Below are 26,475 nucleotides of genomic sequence, written 5' to 3'. Positions count from 1 at the left end.
GCTGGTGATTTTAAAAGTAGCAACAACTTTTATTATTATCAAGTTAAGCTATTTGCTTAAAGCGCGTTGCGAATAATATGCACTTGTTTATTTTCGATATCAATGTTTAAAACACAGCAAATATACCTGCTTACAAATATGGTAAGCTGCAAATGCAAAAAACAATATGGCTATGCCTGTATCAATTACCCTTGTACTTAGTTCAAAGCGTTTTTGTATATACCCTGCAAACTTGGCGTACAGGAACAGCGCTAAAAACGCTCCCGCTGCCGAGCCCAGGCTAAAAACAACCAGCTCGAACCAGCCGTCGGCTATCCATTGGTGGGTAATAAGGTAGGTGCCTGTAACCATCCAGAAAGGTATTTGTACAGGGTTTAAAAAGCCGAGCAGTATACCGTACTTAACGCTGGCATGTGGGCTATAGGTGGTTTTGGGCGGATTGTTGCGATTTTTCCAGGTGATGTATCCTAAGGTGCTGAAAAGCGCTATCATAATCCAATCTATGATTGTATCCAGCCGTACTTGTTCTGAAAGCCATTTGGCGCCCTGCATCACAACATAGGTAAAAAAGAACTCGACACAAGAAAAAGCAATAATAAACCTGAGCGCTTGTTTTAACCCCCTGTTTATAGCTACCTGCACCAGCGTAAGATTGATGTTACCGGGCGGCACATAGCCAATAAAGTTGGCAATTATCCCGATAAAAAAGGTGAGGATGATCATCTGCGCAAAGGTAATATTAAAAGGATAAATAATGCAGTGAGCAGTTTGCAGTGGGTTGGGATGCAATACTTCTAATGCTAACAACATTGCCCTATATTTCGCATATTTGCAGCGCAATTATTAGAGTAGCGACATAGGCGTAAACCAATGCGACTGCAAACTTAAAACTGCGAACTGAAGACATGTCTGATCAAAAAATAGTTTCGTTATTACCTGCAGCAACCGAGATAGTTTGTGCCCTGGGATTAGAAACCAACCTGGTTGGCCGCTCGCACGAATGCGATTATCCCGATAGTATAAAAACGCTGCCCGTTTGCTCTGAAGCTAACCTTCCTGATGGCTTAAGCAGCGCGGATATCGACGCGAAAGTAAAAGAGATACTGGCCGATGCTTTATCAGTTTATACTGTAAAGCGCGAAGTGATCAAACAGCTTTCGCCCGATTTGGTGATCACCCAGGCGCAGTGTGATGTTTGCGCGGTATCATTACCAGATGTTGAACAGGCCCTGGAGAATTACCTGGGCAAGCAGGCGCATATCATCTCCCTGCAACCTAACAGCCTCGACGATATATTTACCGATATAGGTACCGTTGCCAAAGCCCTTAGTGTTGAGGCGAAAGGGGTGCGCTTACTGGAAGACCTGAACGAGCGCGTAGATATCATTCGCCATAAATTAAAGTTTATGGAAAGCAAGCCCACTATCGCCTGTATAGAATGGCTGGAGCCCTTAATGATATCGGGCAATTGGATACCTGAACTGGTTAATATTGCCGGAGGGACACCTATACTCGCCCGGGCAGGCAAACATTCGCCCTATGTAAGCTGGGATGATATCCGCGAAAGCGACCCCGAGATTATCCTGCTAATGCCTTGTGGCTTTTCAATAGAACGCACTATGCGCGAGGTTAATATACTATTGGAACAACCTGGTTTTACCGATTTAAAAGCTGTGAAGAACAACCGGATCTATATAGCTGATGGAAACCACTATTTTAACCGCCCGGGCCCGCGGATAGTTGACTCGCTGGAAATATTGGCGGAGATCATCCATACTAAACAATTCGCGTTTGGCTACGAGGGCAACGGTTGGGTAAGGTTCACACTTTAAAAAATATTTTAAAAAGTATTTCCACATCTTAAATTGATTATATTTACGGTATAAACCTAAATATGATCCTGATGCGACGTTTTATTACCCTGATATTTTTTGTTGCAGTAAATATAAGTGCTGTGGCAGTTATGGCCGGCGTGCCGGATTTTGATGTAAAAAACCTGCGCCTGAGTTGGGAAGTTATCGACAATAACTATCACAACAAACAAGAAGCACTCACCGGTTTAACCATTACAAATACCGGGAAACAAACTTTACCCGCTAGCGGATGGAAGATCTATTTTAACTCATCGCGCAATTTTACCGCCGATGCGGTTAGCGGCAATGCAAAGATACAACAGGTAAATGGCGACTTGTACAGCATCACCCCAAATGATAAATTCAAGGAGGTAAAGCCTGGTGAAAGCACTCGTATCGACTATGTTTGCGAGGCTATAGTGGTAAATTTCACCGACGCCATTGAAGGCCCATATTTTGTGTGGGATGCCGAACCCGCCAAAGGCCACCTGCCCGGCGATTTCACTGTTAAACCTTATACCCCGAATTACCAGGGGCTGATAACCCCGGAGATACTCTACAATCAAAACAAGATCATACAAGACATCCCTGCATCGCAGCTGCAAAAGATAATACCAACGCCTCTTAACTATGCCGAAAACCCGGGTACTTTTATAATTACCAATGCCATTACCCTGATAAGCGATCCGCTTTTTGCCAAAGAGAAAGCCTATTTTATAACCGGGATAGAAAAATTACTGGGCAGCAAATTAAAAGGGACGTCTAAGGATAAAATGATCATATTTAAAAAGGACGCCAGCCTTGGCGCGGAAGCCTATACGTTAACTGTTACCCCTGATGAAATGACTATAGCGGCATCAACACCTGCGGGTTTGTTCTATGGTATACAGTCGTTTAAAACATCTATTTCCTCCTCGCCATGGATGAAGCCGCAGGCAAGCATACCGGTACCGTGTGTTAGTGTTAAGGACGAACCCCGCTTCCCATATCGCGCGGTGATGCTGGATGTGGCCCGTAATTTCCAGAGTAAACAACAGGTTTTAAAGCTCATTAACCTGATGGCAGTTTACAAGCTAAACACCCTGCACCTGCACTTAACCGACGATGAGGGCTGGCGCATCGAGATACCATCGTTACCGGAGTTGACTGCTGTAGGGTCAAAACGCGGGCACACGCTGGACAGCAAAACCTTCCTGCCTGCCTCGCATGGTTCCGGTCCCGATTTTACCAATACCGCCGGAACCGGGTTTTATACCAAGGCGGATTATATCGAGATACTGAAATATGCTACTGAGCGCCACGTTACCGTATTGCCCGAGATAGAGACCCCGGGCCATGCACGCGCATCTATCAAAGCCATGGACGCCCGTTACCAACGATTGATGGCGGCTGGCGATAAAGCCGGCGCCGAACGTACCCTGCTGCGCGATATGAACGATAAGTCGGCCTACCGTTCGGTGCAATATTGGAATGATAATGTAATAGATGTTGCCCTGCCATCCACTTATAACTATATTGAAACCGTTGTTGGCGATCTGGTAAATATGTACAAAGAAGCAGGCGCGCCGCTGCCTGCCATGCACTTTGGCGGAGATGAAGTGCCTGCAGGTGTTTGGGAGCAATCGCCCGCCTACCTGGCCCTAAAGGCCAGCAACCCGGCAATACAAAATACCGGCGACCTGTGGTACTACTTTTATGGCCGGGTAAATGATATTTTAAAGAAACGCAACATCACCCTGTCTGGCTGGGAAGAAATGGCCCTGCGTAAAACCGCTGTTGACGGGCAGGCTACCTATGTGCCCAACCCGCAGTTCTTAGGCGAAAAAATGCAGGTTGATGTTTGGAATAACGTACTGGGCGACGGGCAGGAAGACCTGGCTTACAAGCTGGCAAACGGAGGGTACAAAACGGTACTTACCTGCGTAACCAACCTGTATTTTGATATGGCCAACTACAAATCGTTTGATGAGCCGGGCTATTATTGGGGCGCGTTTTTAGGGATCGATAAATTTTTCTCTTTTATCCCTTACGATTACTTTAAAAATGCGGATGTTGACAAGAACGGCCTCCCTATCAACCGCAATTTGTTTTTAGGCAAGCAACGCCTTACCGATTACGGCAAAACAAACATAATAGGCTTGCAGGGTGCGCTTTGGGGCGAAACTGTAAAGAGCGCGGAGCGTATGGATTACATGATATTCCCTAAACTGATAGGTTTGGCCGAGCGCGCCTGGGCTAAAGACCCTTCCTGGGCTACCGAGCGGGATACCGCGAAAGCCCGGGAACTTTACAACCAGGACTGGAGCAAATTTCTGAATATTTTGGGTAAACGCGAGCTGCCGCGCCTGGCTTACTATAACGGCGGGTACAACTTCCGCATCCCTAAACCGGGGGTACTGCTGCAGGATGGGAAATATTACAGTAATATCCAGTTCCCCGGCATGACAATACGTTACACCACCAACGGTAAAGAGCCGGATGCCGGCAGCCCGGTTTATACCGGACCGGTAAATGCCAATGGCATTATAAAATTCCGCGCGTTTGATGCTAAGGGGCGTGGGGGCAATGTAGCCGAACTGCAGAATAAGGAAAGCCCGGCGTTGTAATAATGGTTAATTAGATTTTGCTTAAAAGCAGGGCCATTTCGGTTCTGCTTTTTATCTTTATACCCATGTCTCAAAAAAAGGCGGTAATTATTGGTGCCGGTATAGCGGGTATAGCCACTGCTATCCGTTTGGCGGTTAAAGGCTATAAGGTTGAGGTTTTTGAGGCTAACGGTTACCCGGGTGGAAAGTTATCAGAAATTGAGCAGGACGGTTACCGTTTTGATGCCGGGCCAAGCCTTTTCACCATGCCGCAATATGTGGATGAGTTATTTAAACTTGCCGGTAAAAATCCCGCCGACTACTTTAGTTACCAAAAGTTGGATGTGGTATGCAAATACTTTTATGAAGATGGTACACGCATCAGCGCTTTTGCCGATACCAGGCAATTCGCCGGAGAGATTGAAAACAAAACAGGTGAACCTGCTGCATCGGTAATAAAACATTTGGCCAACAGCGCTGATATTTACAGCATTACCAATCACGTTTTTTTAGAACGATCGCTGCACAGGCTACAAACCTATTTGAGGATTGATACGCTACGATCTATCCTTCGCTTCCCGAAGATTGACCCGTTCCGTACGATGCATAAGGCCAATAAAACCGGTTTTAAGGATAAACGCGTTGTACAGCTATTTGACAGGTATGCCACCTACAATGGTTCCAACCCCTACCAGGCACCCGCCACTTTAAATGTTATCCCTCATCTGGAACAACACTTTGGCGCATATTTCCCCGATGGTGGCATGTACAGCATTACGCAAAAGCTGGTAAAACTTGCAGAAGAATTGGGTGTCAAATTTTATTATAATTCCAGGGTGGACGAGATCGTGGTTATCAACGGAAAAACCAAAGGTATACGCTCCAATGATCAGAATATTATGGCGGATATGGTGATATCCAACATGGATGTTTGGTTTACTTATACCCGTTTGCTTAGCAAATACCCTCAATTACATCCCAAAAAAATACTGAACCAGGAGCGCAGCAGCTCGGCATTGATATTTTATTGGGGGATAAAAAAGCAGTTTGCCAGTCTTGATCTGCACAACATCTTTTTCAGTGCTGACTATGAAGCCGAATTCGACCACATCTGGGAGCGTCAGGACATTTTTCACGATCCGACCGTTTACGTTAACATCAGTTCGAAACTAAAGCCTGATGATGCTCCGCCCGGTTGCGAAAATTGGTTTGTAATGATCAATGTGCCGGCGAATAACGGGCAGGATTGGGACAAGCTGATAGCGGGCGCACGCGGGCGCATTGCGGACAAACTGTCCAGTGTATTAGGGGAGGATATTACATCGCTTATAGTTAACGAAAGTGTTCTTGATCCCCGCAGTATCGAAAGTAGAACATCATCTTATAAGGGGTCTATCTATGGCACAAGTTCCAACAACCAATTTGCGGCGTTTTTGAGGCATGCCAATCAATCATCGAAAGTTAAAGGGCTTTATTTTTGCGGCGGAAGCGTACATCCCGGCGGCGGGATACCGCTTTGTTTGCTTTCGGCTAAGATAGTAAGCGGATTAATAAACTAACCGTAATTGCGAGGTACGAAGCAATCTCTGAACTTTGCATGACTGCATTGCATATCAATAGATTGCTTCGTATCTCGCAATGACGCGTGAAAAAAGGGGCTTCTTTCTTAACTCTGCTACTTCACCATTCCTGCCAGCGCTTCAATCCACTTCGGTTCGGCGTTCAGGCTTTCTACCAGTTGTACGTGCTCGCCACCAAGGGCTTTAAATTCGTCGCCATATTCGTGGGTCACTTCAAAAACAGTTTCAAGGCAGTCGGCCACAAAGGCGGGGCAAAATACCAGCAGTCGTTTTTTTCCTTCCTTCGCCAGCTGAGCAATAACTTCACTGGTATAAGGCTGTACCCATGGGTCGCTGCCCAGGCGCGATTGAAAGCAAACGGTGTATTTCCCCTGTGGCAGGTTCATTTTAGCAGCAATCAGTCGTGCTGTATCATGCGATTGTGCCGAATAACACAATTTGTTGGTATCATTTAAGATATTGCAGCAGCCATCAGCCTGCAGGCAGTAGCTGTGCGTATGATCACATTTTTTTAACTGGCGTTGCGGCAGGCCATGAAAGCTGAACAGGATATGGTCGTAAGTTTCGGGTTGATATTTTTGCGCGTTATCCGCAAAGGTCTCTATCATCAGGTCGTTATTATGAAACGAGTTGATAAAGGAAATATCCGGGATGGTTTGCCATTCTTTAACCAGGTTCATTATCTTTTCGTGTACTGAGCCGGTACTTGCAGAAGCATATTGCGGAAATAGGGGTATTACCTGTATCTCGCTTACAAGCGCGTCCTTTAAACGTTGTAAAGCCGATTCTATCGACGGGCTTTGGTAGCGCATGGCCAGCTCAACCAGGTAGCCGTCGCCCAGGCGTTGTTGCAGCAACTTTTGCTGTTGCAGGCTGTAATGCAACAATGGCGACCCCGTTTGCTTGTCCCAAATAGCCTGATAAAGTTTGGCAGATTTAGGAGCCCTGAAAGGTACTATAATGGTTTTTACCAAAAAAGTACGTAGTACGGGGTTTACATCAATAACCCGGGGATCCATCAAAAATTCGTTTAGATACTTGCGCACATCCGCCGTTGAAGGGCTATCTGGTGTACCTAAGTTTACGAGTAAAACTCCTTTTTTTGCCATAATTTACAAGAGCTGCAAATGTAATAAAAAAGGCCCTAACCAATTGTGACGATAGTCATTATTGCAAAACGATGATAGGTGTACGATACACAGAATCTTTCTTTGGAGAGAAAGAAAGTAACATCCACTAACGGTTCATTTACTCTCTTTTACCTTCCATAACCTCCACCAGGGTACCCAGGGCGCATCGTGATGCTCATAATGATAGCCAAAAAAGTAGCAGGAAATAAAGGCAAAAAAATGGTTGCGCGGCAAGCTACGCGAATGATGCTTGTTACCGTGTTCGCCTTTGTGAGGCAAATAGGTGCCGAAATAAAAAAGTTGCAGCGTGCTTAGTAGCGAAGGCACAACCCAGAAAAGAATAAGGTTTTGTTGAGGTATCCATATTTTTAAAATATTAAATATTATGGCCATTACCACAATTTGCCAAATGGACAGGTAGTTGCGAATAAACCTTACATACCAGCTAAAAAAGCTGCCTTTATGATAGTCAGGGTCGGCATCAGTATGTACATGATTATGGTGCTGATGATGTTTGGAATATAACTTGGGATACCAGAACGAGGCATACAGAAACGTACAGATAAAGCCTGCCGCATCATTCATTTTTTTATTGGGTGCAATAGTGCCGTGCATGGCATCGTGTGCGGTGATGAATAAACCTGTATACAGGTGCATTTGCAATAATATGAACAGGTAAACCAGGGGGTTTTTAAGATCCACATGCCATTGCATTAATAAAACAATTGAGAGGGCCCAACTGCCCAGTACAAGCAGGGCAATTAATAAACCGGTGTATGATGATCTTTGCAAAATAACAGCCTCCTTTAAATCCCTCTGTAAGGCAGAGAGATTTATTCAAGCAAATAGCGTGCGGTTAATATTTCTCAAGCTCGGCTTTTACCTGTTGCATCAGCCACATGGGTGTTGATGTCGCCCCGGCAATGCCAACTTTGTCGCCCGGCACAAACATGGTTTTATCCAACTCGCTTATTGATGATACGAAATAGGTGTTCGGATTATGTTTACGGCAAACCTCGTAAAGCACCTTGCCATTAGAAGATTTTCTGCCTGACACAAAAACCACCTTGTTAAATTTTGCCACAAAAGCTGGCAGGTCTTTGTCACGGTTACTTACCTGCCGGCAAATAGTATCGTTAGCTTTTACCTCGTAACCGCGCGAAAGCAGCTGTTCTTTTACATCGTAAAACTTCTCCATGCTTTTGGTGGTTTGGCTGTACAAGGTAAAGCTTGGGGGCAGTTCAGCGTCGTCAAGTTCAGAAATGTCCTGGAAAACCAGGGCGTCGCCGTTAGTTTGCCCCTGCAAGCCAACAACCTCGGCATGGCCGTGCTTGCCAAATATCAGGATCTTTTCGTTTGTGTCATATGACGTTTTGATGCGGTTTTGCAGTTTTAAAACCACCGGGCAGGATGCATCTATCAGGGTGATATTATTTTCTAAAGCTATTTTGTAAGTTTCGGGGGCTTCACCATGTGCGCGTATCAGCACTTTTTCGTTACGGAGGTCCGCCAGTTCGTCATGACCAATGATACGCAGCCCCATCGCTTTCAGGCGTTCAACTTCCTCGTCATTATGAACTATATCCCCAAGGCAATATAAATAGCCGTCTTCGGCCAGTATCTCTTCGGCCATGTCAATGGCATAAACTACCCCAAAGCAAAAGCCCGAGTCCTGATCAATAGTAACCTGTAGCTGATAATCACTCATGTTATTGCAAAAATACTAAATTCTAAACGCTAAATATTAAAATAGGTTATACGGCAGTGTCTGGTTTTTTAATTAGTTCCCTCCGGTTGCCTCAAACCCATATCGTATAGCTGCTTCAAGTACATTAACACTAATATCCTTAAGCGCTTTAAACTTAATACAGTAACCGGTTACGCTTGCCTTGCCTATATCCTTTCCAAAGGTTTGAGGCAAGTATGCCTTATCTTTAAGTCCCATTATATAAACAGATATTCCGGTAGTGTTTGCACTCATGCCAACCTGGTAAAATTCTTTGGTTGTTCCGTCAGCATATATTATGTGGTACGACCCATATCCAATATTGGGGTTACTAACCGTTTTATTTTCGCTGTCTTTACCATCCAGAAACCAAAGTTTACCTGTGGGATGTATTTGAAGTATGCGCGTATGCAACTCTTCCATATCCTTCCGTTTAGGCCCCGGCTGGCCGGCAATATAGTTTGTGATCTCTTGGTGTATGTTCATGTAAGGTGTTGAATTGGATATCAGTTAGGTATAAATTTCGGGATATTTAGCCCACAAAACGAATGGATCACACTGTAATCCGGATTCATAATGGCGATAACCCTATATTACTAAATTTAGTGCCCCAAAAAATACAAATTCGGTTATTAACAATGCCGGTGCAGCAATACCTTGCTTTTTGAAACTAAAAAGTTCAAAAACGTAAAGGATAACAGCGCCAACCAAAAACCAGCAGGCGTAATTTTTTAATGGAATGCTGCCTGTGGTCCATTGCCAATAATTAAACTTTATGGCCACGGGTTCTATCAAAACATCAAGCAACACCAATAACCCGGCGCCTGTTACCACCCTTACAAAACCGTTTTTAAGCCCGCTGCGCTGCATCGTAACACCCGCCGAATATACCAGCAAAAACCAGTTGACGCCTATCATTAAGGGTATATCCAACATTTTTACACCAAGCGTTGTGCCATAGGCATAATTACCAAACAACCAGCCTTTATGTACACCTATCCACTCAGCAAGGAAGCCCAGCCAAAATACCACAAGGATAAATATCCCGAAACGGCCGCTCAGCTTATAGTGGCCAAATACTATTGTTAACAGCATGAGCAACAAATGCCACGGAGCTACTTGCAAAAAAAGAGGCCTTGTAGCAGGCAGGCTAAGGCCCACCAGGCCAACTGCGTGGAACAGAATAATTACCCCAACCGCAATGCGTGGTGCAATGCTCATATTTTGCGGCCTTTCCATTCAGTTGTTTTTGTAATGTGTTTTTGTATAGATGTAAGGCCAATAAGCAGCAGGCTCAGCATTTGTATAGGGTGTAAAATTACATTCAGCAAGGCGTTTTGCCCGGCGGATAACGAGATCATGACGCGCGTAAGGGCAATTAATCCTATCATCATTAGTATAAGGTTCAGGTTTAATGTCATAACTATTATTGCCGGGCCGCCAATTATCAGCAGCAGGTATACTAAAAAACCTATAATGTTATAATTAAAAGCCGCCAGGAAGTTTTTGCCGAAACCATTTACAGCTTCGCTATAGCTACTGTACATACGGCAGCTTATCATGTTGTTAGCCAGCAAAGCCTCGCCGTTAAGTTGCGACCCCTTTACTAATTTCATGATCTCAACATCTTCTACCACTTTATTTTTAGCCATTTGATGCCACTGGTATTTATGATAATCGGCAGCGTTGAACAGCATGAACTGGCCACTGGCCGCCGCAACCGCAGCGCTTTTTATAAGATATACCAGCCGCAATGGCAACAGGTTCAGCAAAATATAGTGCATTAGCGGCACCGTCATTTTTTCGCCGAAGGTAACCATGGTTTGGTTGGTAAACAAGCTCAACAGGCTCAGGCCGCGCAGGTTCATGCGGTGTATCGCGCTGTTAAAAAGCCCCTTTTCAACCTTTTCATCAGCATCTAAAAACAGGTAATATTTGCCGGTAGCCTGTTTGGCTAATTGATAACACGCATAATTTTTACCCAGCCAGCCGGTTGGCAGTGGCTTACCCTTCAAAACCTTGAAATGATCATGGCCATTGGCGAATGCTTCGCAAAGGGCGTAGGTATTGTCAGTCGAGTTGTCATCTAATACAATCACCTCATAGTTTTTATAATCCTGTGCATAGATAGACCGTAGCAGGGTAAGGATATTGTCGGCTTCATTGCGTGCCGGTATCAAAACTGATAATTTGCTTTCGTAATGTTTACCAATACGCGGCAGTTTTGGGTTCGATAAAAAATTGAACAGCGTAACCGTAAAGCGCAGTATCAAAAAAATAAAGCTGATTAAAAGAGCTATGATCACGGTATGTCAATTTCGGTTTGTAGCTGTTTGGATGATTGATAGTGTTGCTGATAGCTGCTTTGCAGGTCGTTGATGGTTTTGCCTTTAAAATTATCATCCTCCCGTTTTAAATAAACGGTAACTGTTGGCTTTTTGTGCTGTAAGTATTGAATAAAAGTTGCGGCAAAAATTACCTGGTAATGGTCGGTGGCATTCTCAATAAGTTTCATTATGCCTTTTTGAAAGGTAATATTGCTGGTAAAATTGGAGAACAGCCTGCCTTGCGGAAACATGAGCACCAGGTTATCAGGGTCACTTAATAATTGCGATGCATAATTAAGCGACCGGAGCATATCTCTTGAACCCTTGTTGACCGAAAAAGCCCCGCCATAACGCAATGAGCTTACCTTTTTGGCTGTTTCCTGTAATATCATTACATGAAAATTCTTTTTAAAAAGTTTTTCGTTTAAGCAAAATAATATAAGGGCGTCCCAAAAACTAAAGTGATTGGCTATTAGCAATACCGACTTGTTTTTGTTAACCTCTACATTATTGTATATAAAGTCATGAAATTCCTTCCGCACAAGCCATTTTACATAAGCTCTAAAGATCCATTTTGCTACCGGGTTTTTTTTGGGGTACAGCATAGGTTAGTGCTCAACGTGTATTTGTGCCTGTAATGCCTGCTGATGAAAGGCATTTATTTTTGCTGTCAGTTCATCAAACGATACCTCGCCCGCCACGCCGCAATCAAATAAATGGAAGTAAACAGAAGGCTTCAGGCTTTCAAAATAATCGATCAGGGCGCAGTTGTACACGATCTGGCAGGGGCCTTTTATGTTTTTAATGAGGCGTTCGATCCCCTTTTCAACCTTGATCTCGGTAGTGTGGTTGGATATCAGCTCGCCCTGCGGAAAAACAACCACCAGGTTTTCGGGGTGGTTCAGCAATCCTGCCGCATACTGTAATGATTTTATCATCTCCCGCGAAGAACGGTTGATAGAAAAACCACCAAAAAGATTCAGCAGCATACGTTTTTGCAAGTGGTCTTCCTGCATCATAATATACAGGTGCCGGTTAAGGTGCCAGTAGGCAAGGTAATTGCCCCAAAGCCCGTCCCACCAGCTAAAGTGATTGCAAAGCAGCAATACCGAATGGCGTGGTTTTGGCGTAAACGGCGTAACAACAAGCCTGTTAAAAGCCTTGCGCATGCGGTAGCGCATATATATGGCAAACCAGTTGCTAAAAAGCTTTACTCTGCGTGCAGGTATCATCGTTGTAAATTTACTAAATACTCATCTAATTGCCGGGTAACCAGCCAGTGGCCCATATTCACCTCGTGCACATCGGCATTTTGCACTTTGTGAATAAATGGCCGGGCAGCCTTCATCGGAAATAAGTTATCGTATTTGCCAAAAATCAACCGGCACTTAATGGTATACTTGTTTACGTTTTCGGCTATCCTGTCAATGTCGGGTTTTAACAAACGGATAAGATTTAAGGTATAATACACATCCCGCCGCTTTTGTTCCGTATCAATTTCATTATAGGCTATCTGGTGCAGGCTATCGTCTATAAACCTTATTTTTTTCAGGCTATTGAGCAGCGCCGGAGCCAGCCATTTGCTTTTAGTGACGGTTTTGAACATATACCGCCCCCATGGTTTGTGCAATAAAATCTCAAAGCCTTTATAAACCGCCAACCCGTCCGGGGCCATTAAAATCACCTCATCTATCTGGTCGGCATATTCTTCAACAAGTATCAGCGCGATATTAGCGCCAATGGAATACCCCATAACCGAAAACCGTTGCCGGCCGTGTAGCTTAAACCATTCTTCTGCATATTGCTTTACCATTTCGCGTGGCATGCCGGTAAGTATCTGTGCTTCTGTCCAGTCGGCCAATTGGCTGCCGCCATGAAAAAAATGGTCGAAACCATAAACATGATACTCCTGCAGGATAGAATTTTCGAGCACATGGAACTGCCTGCCCGTCATGCCATACCCATGAAACGCCAGCAGGGGTTTACCGCCGCTGCCATATTCATGATAATGCACCTTACCCAAGCCGGAAATATCCAAGAAGCCCATAGGGGCAATATTAAGAAAATGAACCGGGATGAAACGGATTTTAACGATTTACAGATTTAAAACCAATATATGCTAAACTTACAACATCAGCCCGCTTGGTCCAAACTGGGTTAACATGGTTAACACAATTTTCAATAAAATTTATATAAAACATTAATAATCAAATATTTATATAAAAAATCCACTAAAAAGTGTTAACCATGTTTGGCTTAGGGTGAGGCATCACAATCCAAAAACGGGAATTGCTATCCGCAACTCCCGTTTTTTAATTTAACAGGTACTTAATGCCTCTCTTTAATATAACCCATTATTGTATCTGTGGCGCCTATATGCTGCTGCACATAGTTTTTGGCAAGGTTAGCCGCTGTAACCCGCGCGGCATCATCAATCATCAATGTACCGGCGATACTGTTTAGTTCTTCCTGGTTGGTTATACTAAAACCGGCGCGTATATCTACCAGGTCGCGGGCTTCTTTGAACTTACCATACCTGGGGCCAAATATTACCGGCATGCCAAAGGCCGCTGCTTCCAGCGTATTATGTATTCCCGCGCCAAAGCCGCCGCCTATGTAAGCCATATCCGCATATTGGTACAAGGCGGAGAGCATACCTATGTTATCGATGATAAGAGTGGTGAGTGGTGAGTGGTGAGTGGTGAGTTGGGAGTATTTAAGCGTATTGTTTTTTGGCAAGATGTTCATCAACCCGGTTATTTTATCCTCACTGATCTCGTGCGGGGCAATAATGAATTTCCAGTCGGGGTGGTGTGCAACCAGATCGGCTAACAGCTTTTCATCAGCGGGCCAGGTGCTGCCGGCTATAAATAGTTTTTGTCCTGCCTTAAACGCCGCAATTTCCGGCAGGGCTTTCGGCTGCTGCGCATTGGCCCATACCCTGTCAAAACGGGTGTCGCCGCTGATGGTAACATTGGTAATGCCCACGTCATGCAGCAAGTGTTTCGAAGGTACATCCTGCAAAAAATACCAGGTAACCATTTTAAGCATTTTGCGGTGAAGGCCGCCATACCACCTGAAAAAAACCTGCCCGGGCCTGAATATGCCCGAGATTATATAGAGCGGCACATGCTGTTTGTGTAACTCGTTAAAAAAGTGGTACCAATATTCGTATTTGGTAAAAATGGCCATCACGGGCCGTATGGTATTTATAAATTTCCGGGCGTTTGCGGGGGTATCAAGCGGCAAATAATAAACCGCATCGGCCAGGGGGGTGTTTTTCCGGATCTGGTACCCTGACGGAGAAAAAAATGTAATAATGATTTTATGCTGCGGATACGACACTTTCATTTTTTCCAACACCGGGCGGCCCTGTTCAAACTCGCCTAATGATGCAAAATGGAACCAAATGCCCGATACTGAAGGTTGTATATGTTGTTCCCGGCGACCGCTGATCCACAATTTTGCCTTATTGTTAAAAACGGAAACAATATGGATCAATATGTAGTATAAGTATATGCTTATGTTGTATAGTAAAATCATTTTTTACTTAACGATTTATTATCTTCGCCGGGCATAAAAGTAATATATTAACGCAAAACTAAAATTATGAAAATAGCTGTTGTCGGTACGGGGTATGTTGGACTGGTAACCGGTACTTGTTTAGCGGAAACCGGGAATCAGGTTACCTGTGTTGATATTAACGAACAAAAGGTAAAAATGATGCAGGAAGGGAAGCTTCCTATATACGAACCAGGCCTTGAGTTGTTATTTCATCGCAATATCAATCAGAAACGCTTATTGTTTACAAATAACCTTGCTGATGCCATTGCAGACGCCGAGATCATTTTCCTGGCGTTGCCAACACCTCCCGGTGGCGATGGATCTGCCGATCTAAGCTATGTTTTAGGTGCTGCAAAAGATATTGCTAAATTGGTTACCGATTATAAAGTGATCGTAACCAAATCTACCGTGCCAGTTGGTACGGCAGACAAGGTAACTGCGGTTTTAAAAGCAAACACCGATATAGCATGTGCGGTAGTATCAAACCCGGAGTTTTTACGCGAAGGTGTGGCTGTTGAAGATTTTATGAAGCCCGACCGTGTGGTTGTAGGCACTACCGACGAACGCGCCCGTAAGTTAATGGGCGAACTTTATGCCCCTTATGTACGCCAGGGTAACCCCATCATATTTATGGACGAGCGTTCATCTGAGCTCACCAAGTATGCGGCAAACTCTTTCCTGGCAACAAAAATATCGTTCATGAACGAAGTGGCCAACTTATGCGAACTGGTTGGTGCTGATGTTGATATGGTACGCCGGGGTATAGGCGCTGATAACCGTATTGGTAACCGCTTCCTGTTTTCGGGTATTGGTTACGGTGGCAGCTGTTTCCCTAAAGATGTACAGGCACTGGCGAAATCTGCTCAGGAGAATCAATACGACTTCAAGATACTCAACTCGGTGATGGAGGTTAACGAGATTCAGAAGAAGGTATTAGTGCAAAAAGTAAGAAAATATTACAATAACGACCTGAAGGGAAAGAAATTTGCGATGTGGGGCCTGGCATTTAAACCGGAGACCGACGATATACGCGAAGCCCCTGCATTGTACATAATAGATGAGTTGCTGGCAGCCGGGGCCGAGCTAACCGTTTTTGACCCCGAGGGTATGAATAACGTTAAAGCTTTGCTTGGCGATAAAATACAATACGGTACCGACCCGTATACAACCGCCGACGGCGCGGATGCGTTACTGATAGTTACCGAGTGGTCATTGTTCAGGACGCCGGATTTTGAGCAACTGTCCGGACTTTTAAAAAGCAAGGTTATATTTGATGGCAGGAACCTTTACGATCTGCAAAAAATGATCGATCTGGGTTATTACTACAACAGTATCGGCAGAAAGGTAATTAACTAATGGTACAACGCAAGCGTATTCTGATCACCGGTGCGGCCGGTTTTTTGGGCTCGCATTTATGCGACAGGTTTATAAAGGAAGATTACCATGTAATTGGCATGGACAACCTGATAACGGGCGACCTGCGAAACATTGAGCACCTTTTTAAACTGGAGAATTTTGAGTTTTATAACCATGATGTCTCCAAATTTGTGTATGTGCCGGGTAAGTTAGATTATATATTGCATTTCGCATCGCCTGCAAGCCCCATCGATTATTTGAAGATCCCCATTCAAACACTAAAGGTGGGCTCGTTAGGTACCCATAATTTATTGGGGCTGGCCCGTTCAAAGGCGGCCCGGATGCTTATCGCTTCAACTTCTGAGGTTTACGGCGACCCGAATATAAACCCGCAGCCTGAAGAGTACTGGGGTAACGTTAACCCGGTTGGCCCCCGCGGTGTTTACGACGAGGCTAAACGTTTCCAGGAGGCTATTACCATGGCTTACCATACCTTTCATGGGCTGGAAACACGTATTGTACGCATATTTAACACGTATGGCCCCCGTATGCGCCTAAACGATGGCCGCGTTTTACCGGCCTTTATTGGCCAGGCTTTACGCGGCGAACCGCTGACCATGTTTGGCGATGGGTCGCAAACCCGCTCGTTTTGCTATGTCGACGATCTGATAGAAGGTATCTATAGGTTATTGCACAGCGATTACGCGCAGCCGATGAATATTGGCAACCCCGATGAGATAACCATTAGGGAGTTTGGCGAGGAAATAATAAAACTGACCGGCACCAACCAGCAAATGATAAGCTTGCCGCTGCCTACAGACGATCCGAAACAACGCCGCCCTGATATTACTAAAGCAAGAAGTATTTTGGGCTGGGAGCCAAAAGTATCGCGAAGCGAAGGGTTGAAGATCACCTACGAGTATTTTAAATCGCTGCCCGAAAAAGATATACTGCATAAAGATTTTACGTATTATAACAAACAATAAGCTTTTCAGTCGCTTGGCGGTGTAGCTTTAAATTTTACCTTTTAAAAACATGCTATGAAAATTTTAGTGACCGGGGGCCTGGGGTTTATTGGATCGCATACGGTAGTAGAACTGGTAAATGCAGGTTACGACCCGGTAATTATCGACGATCTTTCTAACTCAAACGTCAGGATATTAGATCAGATCGCTAAGATAATCGGGTATAAACCGGCTTTTCACGAATTTGATCTGTGCGATGCAAAGGCGGTAAAAGATTTTGCGGCTAACAACCCCGATATTAGTGGTATTATTCATTTCGCGGCTTCTAAGGCGGTTGGCGAATCAGTACAGTTACCGCTAAAGTATTACCGGAATAATTTTTATTCGCTTATTAATATTCTGCAGGCTTACGAAGGTAGCCCCCTAAACTTTGTTTTCTCGTCAAGCTGCACTGTGTATGGTCAGCCCGACGTTTTGCCGGTAACCGAAGATGCGCCGGTAAAACCTGCCGAATCGCCGTACGGCAACACCAAACAAATTGCCGAAGAAATATTAAGAGATGTTGTGGCGGCAGGTTCAGCGTATAAAGTTATTGCATTGCGATACTTTAACCCGGTAGGGGCGCACGACAGTGCCATGATTGGCGAGCTGCCCATTGGCGTTCCGCAAAACCTGGTACCATTTATCACGCAAACGGCTATAGGTAAGCGCGAGAAGCTAACTGTTTTTGGCGACAAATATGATACGCCCGATGGCAGCTGCATACGCGATTATATCCACGTGGTTGATTTGGCCAGGGCACATGTAGCCGCGCTGAAGTTAATGGAGCAGTCGGGTTTTAATGGTTACGATGTATTTAACATTGGCACCGGTAAAGGGTACACGGTTTTAGAGGTAATAAGCGCTTTCGAACAATCAACCGGTAAAAAACTGAACTACCAGATAGGGCCGCCCCGCAGCGGCGATATCGAAAAAGTTTGGGGCGATGTAAGTAAATCAACGCAAAAACTGCACTGGAAGGCCGAGCGCGATATTGATACCATGATGTCATCTGCCTGGGCTTGGGAAAATTATATCACCCAAAACCCGTTATAACCTCATAACATTATCATCTAATGAAAAAGATAATTATTACGGGTGGCGCTGGGTTTATAGGGTCGCACGTGGTGCGGCGTTTTGTAAAAAATTATCCGGATTACACCATTATAAACCTGGATAAACTTACTTATGCAGGCAACCTGGCCAACTTAAAAGATATTGAACATGCGCCAAATTATCGTTTTATTAAGGGCGATATAGTAGCGCTTGACTTTATAAATGATTTGTTTGAGCGGGAACAGCCCGACGCGGTAATACATCTTGCGGCCGAATCGCACGTAGACCGGTCTATCACCAACCCGCTGGAGTTTGTAATGACCAACGTAGTAGGTACCGTAAATCTTTTAAACGCGGCTAAAAATCTGTGGAAGGGCGTATATGATAAAAAACGCTTTTACCATGTATCTACAGATGAGGTTTACGGCAGCCTGGGCAACACGGCGATGTTTACCGAGCAAACCGCCTATGATCCGCATTCTCCTTATTCAGCATCCAAAGCGAGTTCTGATCATTTTGTAAGGGCCTATTATGATACTTATGGTTTAGGCACGGTTATATCAAATTGCTCAAATAACTACGGGTCGTACCATTTTCCCGAAAAATTAATACCCCTGGCCATTAATAATATCAAGCAAAATAAGCCTGTACCCGTTTATGGCAAAGGCGAGAACGTGCGCGACTGGCTATGGGTTGAAGACCACGCCAGGGCGATAGATGTTATTTTTCATAAAGCAGCAGCGGGCACCACCTACAATATTGGCGGACACAATGAGTGGAAAAACATTGATCTGATCAGGCTGTTATGTGCTATAATGGACAAAAAGCTCGGCCGCGAAACGGGGGAATCTGCTAAATTGATAACTTATGTAACAGACCGGGCCGGGCATGATCTAAGATATGCCATTGATGCCACCAAACTAAAGAATGAACTGGGCTGGGAGCCATCTATAACCTTTGAGGAAGGCCTTGAAAAAACCGTTGACTGGTACCTTGAGAACCAGGAATGGCTTAACGACGTAACATCCGGACATTACCAGGATTATTACAATGAGCAATACACTAATCGATAAAGATGTTCGGATTTTTTAAGAAGAAGGAAGTTAAACCAATTGTTAATTTCGACTACAGTTCGATTGTAACAGATATGCATTCGCATGTTTTGCCGGGTATTGATGATGGTGCGCAAAACGTAGAAGAATCCATCTTTCTTATAAAAAAAATGATGGCGCTGGGCATCAAGAAAATTATTGCCACCCCGCACATCATGATCGATTATTATCGTAACGACGCCGAAAGCATAGCTAACGCGCTTGCGATACTCAAGGCAGAGCTAAAACATCAAAACATAGATATTGATATCTCAGCCGCAGCCGAGCATTATTTTGACGAAACTTTTGAAAAGCGTCTTGAAGAACGCAAGGTTTTAACAATGGGAGATAACTACGTGCTGTTTGAACTTTCTTTCGTTAGCCAACCGCCAAATACGATAGCTATTGTTCAAAAGATGACGGATATGGGTTACAAACCTATACTGGCCCATCCCGAAAGGTACGGGTATATGAGCCTGGAACAGCTAAAGATGATACACAGCTGGGGCTGCAGCTTACAGCTTAACACAATATCGCTTGCGGGTTATTACGGCAAACATTCAAAAAAAATGGCCGAAGACCTGATAGATAATAATATGGTTGATTTTATCTCGAGCGATATGCACCACCCCCGTCACGCAGCAGCGTTTGAAGCCGTACTGACTACGCCCTACCTGCAAAAGATATTAGTTGATTATCCGTTAAAAAATGTAATGCTGTAGCAGGGAATCACGATAGTAAGAATCAAGAAACAAGACGAAGATGTAGAGGCGGGACAATAATACTAAATAGCAAGACTCAAAAAGAAATCTTTTATCTTTCTGTCCTGTCTCTTGCTTCTCTGTATTGCATTTCCTACTCGTACCGCAGCGCCTCTACAGGGTCAAGGCGGGCAGCTTTGCGTGCGGGATAAAATCCCGACGACAGGCCGATGAAAGTACATAAGCCTACTGCGCAGAACAGCCAAACCCATGGTATAATAAAAGTGCCGCTGATTTGTACAGCTATAAGGTTGCCCATACCCATCCCCAAAATAATGCCGGCAAAACAGCCTATAAGGCAAATAACAATCGCCTCAATTAAAAACTGTTTGCGTATTACCGATGGCGTTGCGCCAATAGCTTTGCGCAGCCCTATTTCGCGCGTGCGCTCGGTTACCGATACCAGCATAATGTTCATCAGGCCAATAGCAGCACCAATAAGCGTTATAGCGCCGATAGCAAAGCCGGCTACTGTAATACCTGTTAATTGCCCGGATAGTTCCTGCTGGATAGAGTCGCTCCTGGATATTTCAAAATTGTCCGGCTGGCCAATACGTGTACCGCGTATATTACGCATCAGCGATGTAGCTTCGCCTATACTGGCATCAAGCACATCGGGGCTGTTAACGTTTACGGTTATCCCAAATGATGGCTTCGAAGTGGCAGCAATTTGCCGCGCCTTTTGTACGGGGATAATACAAAATTTATCGCCTCCAAAACTGTTACTGCCCTTTGGTGCAACCACACCAATTATCCTGAACTTACTGCTGCCCAGTAATATCGATTTATTTATAGGGTCTTCGTTTTTGAACAGTTTGACCTTTATTTCGTCGCCAATAATAACAACGTTGGCGCCATGTTCCAGCTCGGACGAGGAAAAATTACGTCCCAAGGCAAGCTTATGCCCCTTTATAAATAAATAATTATCGTTACTGCCCGTTACCGAAATATTGGGGTTGGTTTTTATGCTGTTATACTTGGCAATGGCAGTACCCGTTACGTTCAGGTCTATGCTAATGCGTGCGGGCAATTTATAAAGCTTTAAAAACCGCTCGGCCTGGTCGTAATTAATTGCCGGATATATTTTACGGTGCCCGCCATTACCGAAGTTGATGCCGCTGCCACGGTTTTGGATAGTAAAAGAGTTGGCCCCCAGCCCTGCAAAGGCATCGTTTGTAAATTGCTTAATGCCCTCAATGGCGGTTAATATACCAACCAATGCCATGATACCTATAGCGATAATTAACGCCGTAAGCGAAGTCCGCAGCCTGTTGCCGGCTATAGATTGTAACGCTATGGATATGTTTTCTTTGTAGGTGGTTTTTACCGGCATGCCATAAATATAAAAAACTTGATCGTATGACTATAGTGTTATGCGGTTTGTTACACACAGGCCGTTAATTATTTGTAAATATGATGGTAAGGCATACATACAGATAACGCCCGCCAAACAAAAAAAGGGCCCCTGATTCAGGGACCCTTTTCTAAATATTTTAAATTAATTACACTGAAAACGAAGTGCCGCAGCCGCAGGTACTGGCAGCATTAGGGTTATTAAAGGTAAAGCCACGGGCGTTTAAACCGTCCTGAAAATCTATCTGCATCCCAGCCAGGTAAAGGCCATGCGCCTTATGCATATACACCTTAATACCATCAATTAAAAATTCCTGGTCGCCATCTTTTCTCTGGTCAAAACCTAAAACATAGTTCATACCAGAACAGCCGCCGCCTTCAACTCCCACACGCAGTCCAAAATCGTCGGCAATTTCCTGCTGGTCTCTCAGTTTAACAAGTTCTTTAACGGCACCTTCAGTAAAGGTTACAGGTGCAGTAAGGGTTTCAGCAATAGCACTCATCTTATTTTTAATTAACTACACAAATATAAGGTAAAATGCGGATTTTTGCACCGACCGATTTATTTATGACCTCCGCCTAACATTATAAAATGATCCTCTATAACTACCTTTTTGATATTTTAAAATATACCGTTGCCGGTATGGGCATTGTGTATATAGCGTTTTATTTGTTTAAGCCCTATCTGGATAAAAGCAATACCTTGCAAATGCTGGAGTTTAAAAAAGCAGTAAGCCACCAAACACTGCCATTACGGTTGCAGGCTTACGAACGTTTGGTGTTATTTATAGACAGGATAAACCCGGCTAACCTGCTTATACGCCTAAATGGTAACGGCTATTCGGCAGCCGAGTTGCACAGCATTATTTTAAACGAGGTGCGCACCGAGTATCAGCATAACGTAACGCAGCAAATATATGTGAGCACACAGGCTTGGGCCATAGTAAAGCGCACAAAAGAAGATACCTTAAGCCTGATAAATAATGCGGTTAAGGCCATTCCTGATAATGCAACAGGCCTTGACCTGGGCAAGGTTATACTAACCCATTTAAGCAAACTGGATGAGGACCCCTATGAGATAGCAACCAATCTTGTACGAAAAGATCTGGACAATATATTTTAAGCATATGGCCGATAAAAAATTCACCACTATTTCCGGCATCGAGCTTAAGGAAGTTTACACGGAACCTTCGGGTATGAATGAGTTACCGGGACAGTTCCCGTACACCCGCGGTATACAAAAAGACATGTATCGGGGTAAACCCTGGACCATGCGGCAGTATGCAGGTTTTTCAACCGCAGAAGAAAGTAACAAGCGCTACCATTACCTGTTAAGCCAGGGTACAATGGGGCTTTCGGTAGCGTTTGACCTGCCTACGCAAATAGGCTACGACAGCGACCATGAACTTGCCGAAGGCGAGGTTGGCAAAGTAGGTGTTGCGATAGATTCGCTAAAGGATATGGAGATACTATTTGATGGTATCGAGCTAAAGAATATTACTACCAGCATGACCATTAATGCTACCGCTGCCATATTGCTGGCAATGTACATCGCGTTAGCAAAAAAACAGGGAGCCGATCTTAAACAAATTTCGGGCACTATACAAAACGATATATTAAAAGAGTACGCGGCCAGGGGCACTTATATTTATCCGCCCGAACCCTCTATGCGCTTAATAACTGATATTTTTGAGTATTGCAGCAAGGAGGTACCTAAATGGAACACGATATCCATATCGGGTTATCATATTCGGGAGGCCGGTTCAACGGCCGTGCAAGAACTGGCCTTTACTTTGGCCAATGGCAAAACGTATTTAAAGGCCGCGTTAGATAAAGGATTAGATATAAACGTATTTGCTAAGCGCCTTTCGTTCTTCTTTAACTGCCATAACAATTTCTTCGAGGAGATAGCCAAATTCAGGGCGGCCCGCCGTATGTGGGCGCATATCACCAAAGAACTTGGCGCTACAGACCCCGGCGCGCAAAAGCTGCGCTTTCATACCCAAACCGGCGGCTCCACCTTGACGGCGCAGCAACCGATGAATAATATAGTACGGGTAAGCATGCAGGCGTTGGCTGCAGTGTTGGGCGGCACACAATCATTACACACCAATGGTTACGACGAGGCCTTGTCGCTGCCAACAGAGGCGGCTGCAAAGATCGCCCTGCGCACCCAGCAGATCATCGCGTTTGAAAGCGGCGTAACCGATACGGTTGACCCACTGGCAGGCTCGTATTTTATTGAGGCCTTAACCAATGAACTGGAAGCCGCAGCGCAGATATATATAGACAGGATAGACGCGATGGGTGGATCTGTTAAAGCCATTGAACAGGATTATATTCAGCAGGAAATAGCGGCAGCCGCATATCAGTACCAAAACGATATTGAAAGCGGCGACCGCGTGTTGGTTGGCGTTAATAAGTTTACCCAGCAGGAGGAAGTTGCCCAAAATGTATTTAGAGTTGATGACGGCATACGCCGGCAACAAATGGATAAGCTTAACCGCTTAAAGGCAAGCAGAAATAACGACCAGGTAAAAACCGCATTGCAAAACTTAACAACTGCCGCCCGGGGTAAGGATAACCTGATGCCTTACATTTTGGCAGCTGTTGAATGCTACGCAACCCTTGGCGAAATAGCCGACACCCTGCGAAAAATATTTGGAGAATATTGAGAAGTATTATCGTCCTAATTAAGGATTTTTAGAGATGTTTTATAAAAAAAATAATCCACAAAATCCGGCAAAACGATGTTGCAACTTTAAAAAATGCGATACCGCAAAACTGACGCATAAAAGCGCCTTCTTGATGCGAAATATAATGTTAATAACTTTAATATCCGCAATAAAAAAGTGTATTTTTTCTAAATATATTTCTTAAAATTTATTTTTTTATCCGCTTTTTTTTAGAATATTCGATGTTCCGAAACGGCCGAAAAACTTGCCACTTCGGACACTGTAAATCAAGATATTACTGATACTTATATGGAAAAAACTTGTACTAACGTTTGGAATAGTTGCCTTCAGATCATAAAAGATAACATACCGGCACAAAGCTTTAAAACATGGTTTGAGCCAATAAAAGCTTTGCGTATGGAGGGTAGCGTTTTAACGATACAAGTACCAAGTTTATTCTTTTACGAGTGGCTGGAAGAGCATTACGTTGGCTTGCTGCGCAAAACAATAAAAAAACAATTGGGCGACGAAGGTCGTTTAGAGTATAACATTGTTGTTGAGCAATCATCAAGCAAGCCATACACTACCAACATGCCCTCGAACGGGAATGGTGCTGAATCAAAAAATCAGTCTATGCCAATACCTATTTCTATAAATAAGGATATTAAGAACCCGTTTGTAATCCCGGGACTTAAAAAGCTTAATGTAGACCCGCAGCTAAACCGCAACTATACCTTCGAAAACTTTGTTGAAGGCGATTGCAACCGCTTAGCGCGTTCTGCAGGTTACGCGGTGGCTGCCAAACCCGGTGGTACATCCTTTAACCCGTTAATGATATACGGAGGGGTAGGCCTTGGTAAAACACATCTGGCCCAGGCTATTGGTAACGAAATTAAACGCACCCTGCCCGATAAACTTGTACTATACGTTAGCTGCGAAAAATTTACCCAGCAATTTGTTGATGCTTTAAAACACAATAACATAAACGATTTTGTGAACTTTTACCAGGCTATTGATGTACTGATCATGGATGATGTACACAACTTTGCCGGTAAAGAAAAAACACAGGATTTCTTCTTCCACATATTTAACCACTTGCACCAAAGCGGTAAGCAACTGATCATTACCTCGGATAAAGCTCCCAAAGATCTGGCGGGTTTAGAAGAGCGCCTGCTGTCGCGTTTTAAATGGGGCCTTTCTGCCGATCTGCAGATCCCAGACCTGGAAACCCGTATGGCCATCCTAAAAAACAAGATCTACCAGGATGGTATCGAGTTATCTAATGATGTAGTAGAATATGTAGCCCACAACATTGATAATAATGTACGCGAGTTGGAAGGCGCTATGGTGTCGTTATTGGCTCAATCAACCCTTAACCGTAAAGAGATAGACCTGAACCTGGCCAAGCAGATGCTGAAGAATTTTGTGAAAAATTCGGCCAAGGAAATTTCAATGGAATATATTCAAAGCCTCGTTTGCGAGTATTTTGAAGTACCCATTGAGATGGTAAAGTCGCAAACGCGCAAGCGCGAAATCGTTCAGGCCCGCCAGATATCGATGTACCTGGCTAAGGCCCACACCAAAAGCTCATTAAAATCCATCGGCAGCTTCTTTGGCGGCCGCGACCACTCTACCGTTATCTATGCCTGCCAAACTGTGGAAGACCTTATTGATACCGATAAAAAATTTAAAGGCTACGTAGCCGATATCCAAAAGAAGCTAAAAATGTCGTAACTGACATGAAGATATACAGAAGCCTTGCAGAAATGTGGGGCTTTTTTGTTTTTCTTCTCTCCTATGTCATTTCGCGGAGCGATAGCGACAAAGCAATCTCTTTTCAAGATGCACACTTGTCCTAAAGAGATTGCCACGCTACGCTCGCAATGACGTAGTGGTCAACAATTTGATTTCTTTTATTTAAATTGCCTCAACCAATCAACACAAATTATGAAAACCTTGTTACTTGCTACGCTGATTTTAGTGTTAAGCGCGCCTGCTTTCTGCCAAACCGATAAGGACGATATCAAAAAAACTATTACCACCATGTTTGATGGCATGCGTAAGGGCGATAGCACCATGCTGCGTTCAACCTTTCATAAAGATATGGTGCTGCAAAGTGTGGTGAACAAAAGGGATGGCTCTACTGTGCTGCTGACAGAAAAAGCCGATGAGTTTGTAAAACAAGTTGGCACTCCTCATAAAGAAATATACGACGAGCGTATCACCTGGGGCGATATTAAAGTAGACGGGGACCTGGCCAGCGCGTGGACGCCTTATAAATTTTACGTAGGCGAAAAGTTCAGCCATTGCGGGGTTGATTTTTACCAGTTAATGAAAACCGCCGCCGGCTGGAAGATCATTTATATAGTTGATACCCGCCGTACAGGTAACTGCCCCGAGTAAGGTAACGGCTT

General features: G+C 44.3%; 25 protein-coding genes. 12 read left to right on the top strand and 13 right to left on the bottom strand.

The genetic code is table 11. The features are described 5' to 3' along the window. Nucleotides 1-99: 99 nt before the first annotated feature. Entirely contained in the window at nt 100-810 is a 711-nt protein-coding gene (locus tag HDC91_RS11320) for a LysE family translocator (protein ID WP_255476708.1), read from the bottom strand. 95 nt (nt 811-905) lie between these two features. Between HDC91_RS11320 and HDC91_RS11315 the strand changes: the two genes are divergently transcribed. The 3 genes from HDC91_RS11315 (at nt 906) to crtD (ending at nt 5,997) form a co-directional block, all read left to right on the top strand. Beyond that, nucleotides 906-1,832: a cobalamin-binding protein gene (locus HDC91_RS11315; RefSeq protein ID WP_183552098.1), complete on the top strand. Its 927-nt coding sequence runs from the start codon at nt 906-908 to the stop codon at nt 1,830-1,832. Between the two features lie 71 nt (nt 1,833-1,903). Further along, complete coding sequence (locus HDC91_RS11310) at nt 1,904-4,459, top strand: family 20 glycosylhydrolase (RefSeq protein ID WP_183552094.1); 2,556 nt, start codon at nt 1,904-1,906, stop codon at nt 4,457-4,459. Nucleotides 4,460-4,524: 65 nt separating this feature from the next. Continuing rightward, nucleotides 4,525-5,997 (top strand): 1-hydroxycarotenoid 3,4-desaturase CrtD, encoded by a 1,473-nt coding sequence (gene crtD / locus HDC91_RS11305; protein ID WP_183552091.1) that lies wholly within the window; start codon nt 4,525-4,527, stop codon nt 5,995-5,997. 116 nt (nt 5,998-6,113) lie between these two features. Here the strand turns inward: crtD and hemH are convergent, their stop codons facing one another. The 10 genes from hemH to HDC91_RS11255 form a co-directional block, all read right to left on the bottom strand. Further along, the gene (hemH, locus tag HDC91_RS11300; RefSeq protein WP_183552088.1) at nt 6,114-7,127 is read right to left on the bottom strand and encodes a ferrochelatase; all 1,014 of its coding nucleotides are present in this window, start codon (nt 7,125-7,127) and stop codon (nt 6,114-6,116) included. Nucleotides 7,128-7,262: 135 nt separating this feature from the next. Then, on the bottom strand, nt 7,263-7,940 hold the full coding sequence (locus HDC91_RS11295; protein WP_255476707.1) for a fatty acid desaturase: 678 nt from the start codon (nt 7,938-7,940) through the stop codon (nt 7,263-7,265). Nucleotides 7,941-8,004: 64 nt separating this feature from the next. Then, nucleotides 8,005-8,856, bottom strand: coding sequence for a 4-hydroxy-3-methylbut-2-enyl diphosphate reductase (locus HDC91_RS11290; protein ID WP_183552086.1), 852 nt, complete (start codon nt 8,854-8,856; stop codon nt 8,005-8,007). 72 nt (nt 8,857-8,928) lie between these two features. After that, nucleotides 8,929-9,360 carry a DUF1801 domain-containing protein gene (locus tag HDC91_RS11285; RefSeq protein ID WP_183552083.1) on the bottom strand — a complete coding sequence of 144 codons (432 nt, stop codon included), beginning with the start codon at nt 9,358-9,360 and terminating at the stop codon, nt 8,929-8,931. 102 nt (nt 9,361-9,462) lie between these two features. Next, nucleotides 9,463-10,095: a carotenoid biosynthesis protein gene (locus HDC91_RS11280; protein WP_221262170.1), complete on the bottom strand. Its 633-nt coding sequence runs from the start codon at nt 10,093-10,095 to the stop codon at nt 9,463-9,465. Next, complete coding sequence (locus HDC91_RS11275) at nt 10,092-11,180, bottom strand: glycosyltransferase family A protein (RefSeq protein WP_183552077.1); 1,089 nt, start codon at nt 11,178-11,180, stop codon at nt 10,092-10,094. Before HDC91_RS11275 ends, HDC91_RS11280 begins: the two co-directional genes overlap by 4 nt. After that, complete coding sequence (locus tag HDC91_RS11270; RefSeq protein ID WP_183552074.1) at nt 11,177-11,806, bottom strand: lysophospholipid acyltransferase family protein; 630 nt, start codon at nt 11,804-11,806, stop codon at nt 11,177-11,179. Before HDC91_RS11270 ends, HDC91_RS11275 begins: the two co-directional genes overlap by 4 nt. A 3-nt stretch (nt 11,807-11,809) precedes the next feature. Continuing rightward, nucleotides 11,810-12,433, bottom strand: coding sequence for a lysophospholipid acyltransferase family protein (locus HDC91_RS11265; protein ID WP_183552071.1), 624 nt, complete (start codon nt 12,431-12,433; stop codon nt 11,810-11,812). Further along, on the bottom strand, nt 12,430-13,248 hold the full coding sequence (locus HDC91_RS11260) for an alpha/beta fold hydrolase (RefSeq protein ID WP_183552068.1): 819 nt from the start codon (nt 13,246-13,248) through the stop codon (nt 12,430-12,432). The genes HDC91_RS11265 and HDC91_RS11260 overlap by 4 nt, the downstream gene beginning before the upstream one ends. Nucleotides 13,249-13,529: 281 nt before the next feature. Then, nucleotides 13,530-14,744 carry a 3-deoxy-D-manno-octulosonic acid transferase gene (locus HDC91_RS11255; RefSeq protein ID WP_183552065.1) on the bottom strand — a complete coding sequence of 405 codons (1,215 nt, stop codon included), beginning with the start codon at nt 14,742-14,744 and terminating at the stop codon, nt 13,530-13,532. A gap of 66 nt (nt 14,745-14,810) precedes the next feature. Here HDC91_RS11255 and HDC91_RS11250 point away from each other — a divergent pair, with 66 nt between their 5' ends. The 5 genes from HDC91_RS11250 to HDC91_RS11230 are packed head-to-tail and all read left to right on the top strand — an operon-like array spanning nt 14,811 to nt 19,994. Further along, on the top strand, nt 14,811-16,121 hold the full coding sequence (locus HDC91_RS11250; protein WP_183552062.1) for a UDP-glucose/GDP-mannose dehydrogenase family protein: 1,311 nt from the start codon (nt 14,811-14,813) through the stop codon (nt 16,119-16,121). Beyond that, nucleotides 16,121-17,107 carry a UDP-glucuronic acid decarboxylase family protein gene (locus tag HDC91_RS11245; RefSeq protein ID WP_162429562.1) on the top strand — a complete coding sequence of 329 codons (987 nt, stop codon included), beginning with the start codon at nt 16,121-16,123 and terminating at the stop codon, nt 17,105-17,107. The genes HDC91_RS11250 and HDC91_RS11245 overlap by 1 nt, the downstream gene beginning before the upstream one ends. A gap of 54 nt (nt 17,108-17,161) precedes the next feature. Continuing rightward, nucleotides 17,162-18,181: a UDP-glucose 4-epimerase GalE gene (gene galE / locus HDC91_RS11240; RefSeq protein WP_183552059.1), complete on the top strand. Its 1,020-nt coding sequence runs from the start codon at nt 17,162-17,164 to the stop codon at nt 18,179-18,181. A 20-nt stretch (nt 18,182-18,201) separates the two neighbouring features. Next, nucleotides 18,202-19,254, top strand: coding sequence for a dTDP-glucose 4,6-dehydratase (gene rfbB / locus HDC91_RS11235; RefSeq protein ID WP_183552056.1), 1,053 nt, complete (start codon nt 18,202-18,204; stop codon nt 19,252-19,254). A gap of 2 nt (nt 19,255-19,256) precedes the next feature. Further along, nucleotides 19,257-19,994, top strand: coding sequence for a tyrosine-protein phosphatase (locus HDC91_RS11230; RefSeq protein WP_183552053.1), 738 nt, complete (start codon nt 19,257-19,259; stop codon nt 19,992-19,994). Between the two features lie 133 nt (nt 19,995-20,127). Here HDC91_RS11230 and HDC91_RS11225 read toward each other — a convergent pair whose 3' ends face one another. Both HDC91_RS11225 and HDC91_RS11220 read right to left on the bottom strand, forming a co-directional pair. Then, nucleotides 20,128-21,366, bottom strand: a complete 1,239-nt coding sequence (locus HDC91_RS11225; protein ID WP_183552050.1) for an ABC transporter permease — start codon at nt 21,364-21,366, stop codon at nt 20,128-20,130. A gap of 169 nt (nt 21,367-21,535) precedes the next feature. Then, nucleotides 21,536-21,889, bottom strand: coding sequence for an iron-sulfur cluster assembly accessory protein (locus HDC91_RS11220; RefSeq protein ID WP_183552048.1), 354 nt, complete (start codon nt 21,887-21,889; stop codon nt 21,536-21,538). 89 nt (nt 21,890-21,978) lie between these two features. On the opposite strand from HDC91_RS11220, the gene HDC91_RS11215 reads away from it, so the two are divergent. The 4 genes from HDC91_RS11215 to HDC91_RS11200 all read left to right on the top strand — a co-directional run bounded on the left by HDC91_RS11215 (nt 21,979) and on the right by HDC91_RS11200 (nt 26,464). Continuing rightward, nucleotides 21,979-22,509: a hypothetical protein gene (locus HDC91_RS11215; RefSeq protein ID WP_183552046.1), complete on the top strand. Its 531-nt coding sequence runs from the start codon at nt 21,979-21,981 to the stop codon at nt 22,507-22,509. Between the two features lie 4 nt (nt 22,510-22,513). After that, on the top strand, nt 22,514-24,061 hold the full coding sequence (locus tag HDC91_RS11210) for a methylmalonyl-CoA mutase (RefSeq protein ID WP_183552043.1): 1,548 nt from the start codon (nt 22,514-22,516) through the stop codon (nt 24,059-24,061). A 309-nt stretch (nt 24,062-24,370) separates the two neighbouring features. Next, on the top strand, nt 24,371-25,795 hold the full coding sequence (dnaA, locus tag HDC91_RS11205; protein ID WP_183552040.1) for a chromosomal replication initiator protein DnaA: 1,425 nt from the start codon (nt 24,371-24,373) through the stop codon (nt 25,793-25,795). A 213-nt stretch (nt 25,796-26,008) separates the two neighbouring features. Further along, a complete protein-coding gene (locus HDC91_RS11200; RefSeq protein ID WP_183552037.1) occupies nt 26,009-26,464 on the top strand; it encodes a nuclear transport factor 2 family protein in 456 nt (151 codons plus the stop codon). Nucleotides 26,465-26,475 lie beyond the last annotated feature (11 nt).

This window comes from Mucilaginibacter sp. AK015 (assembly GCF_014200785.1).
GTDB lineage: Bacteria > Bacteroidota > Bacteroidia > Sphingobacteriales > Sphingobacteriaceae > Mucilaginibacter.
This window is presented reverse-complemented; position numbering and strand designations above follow the sequence as displayed.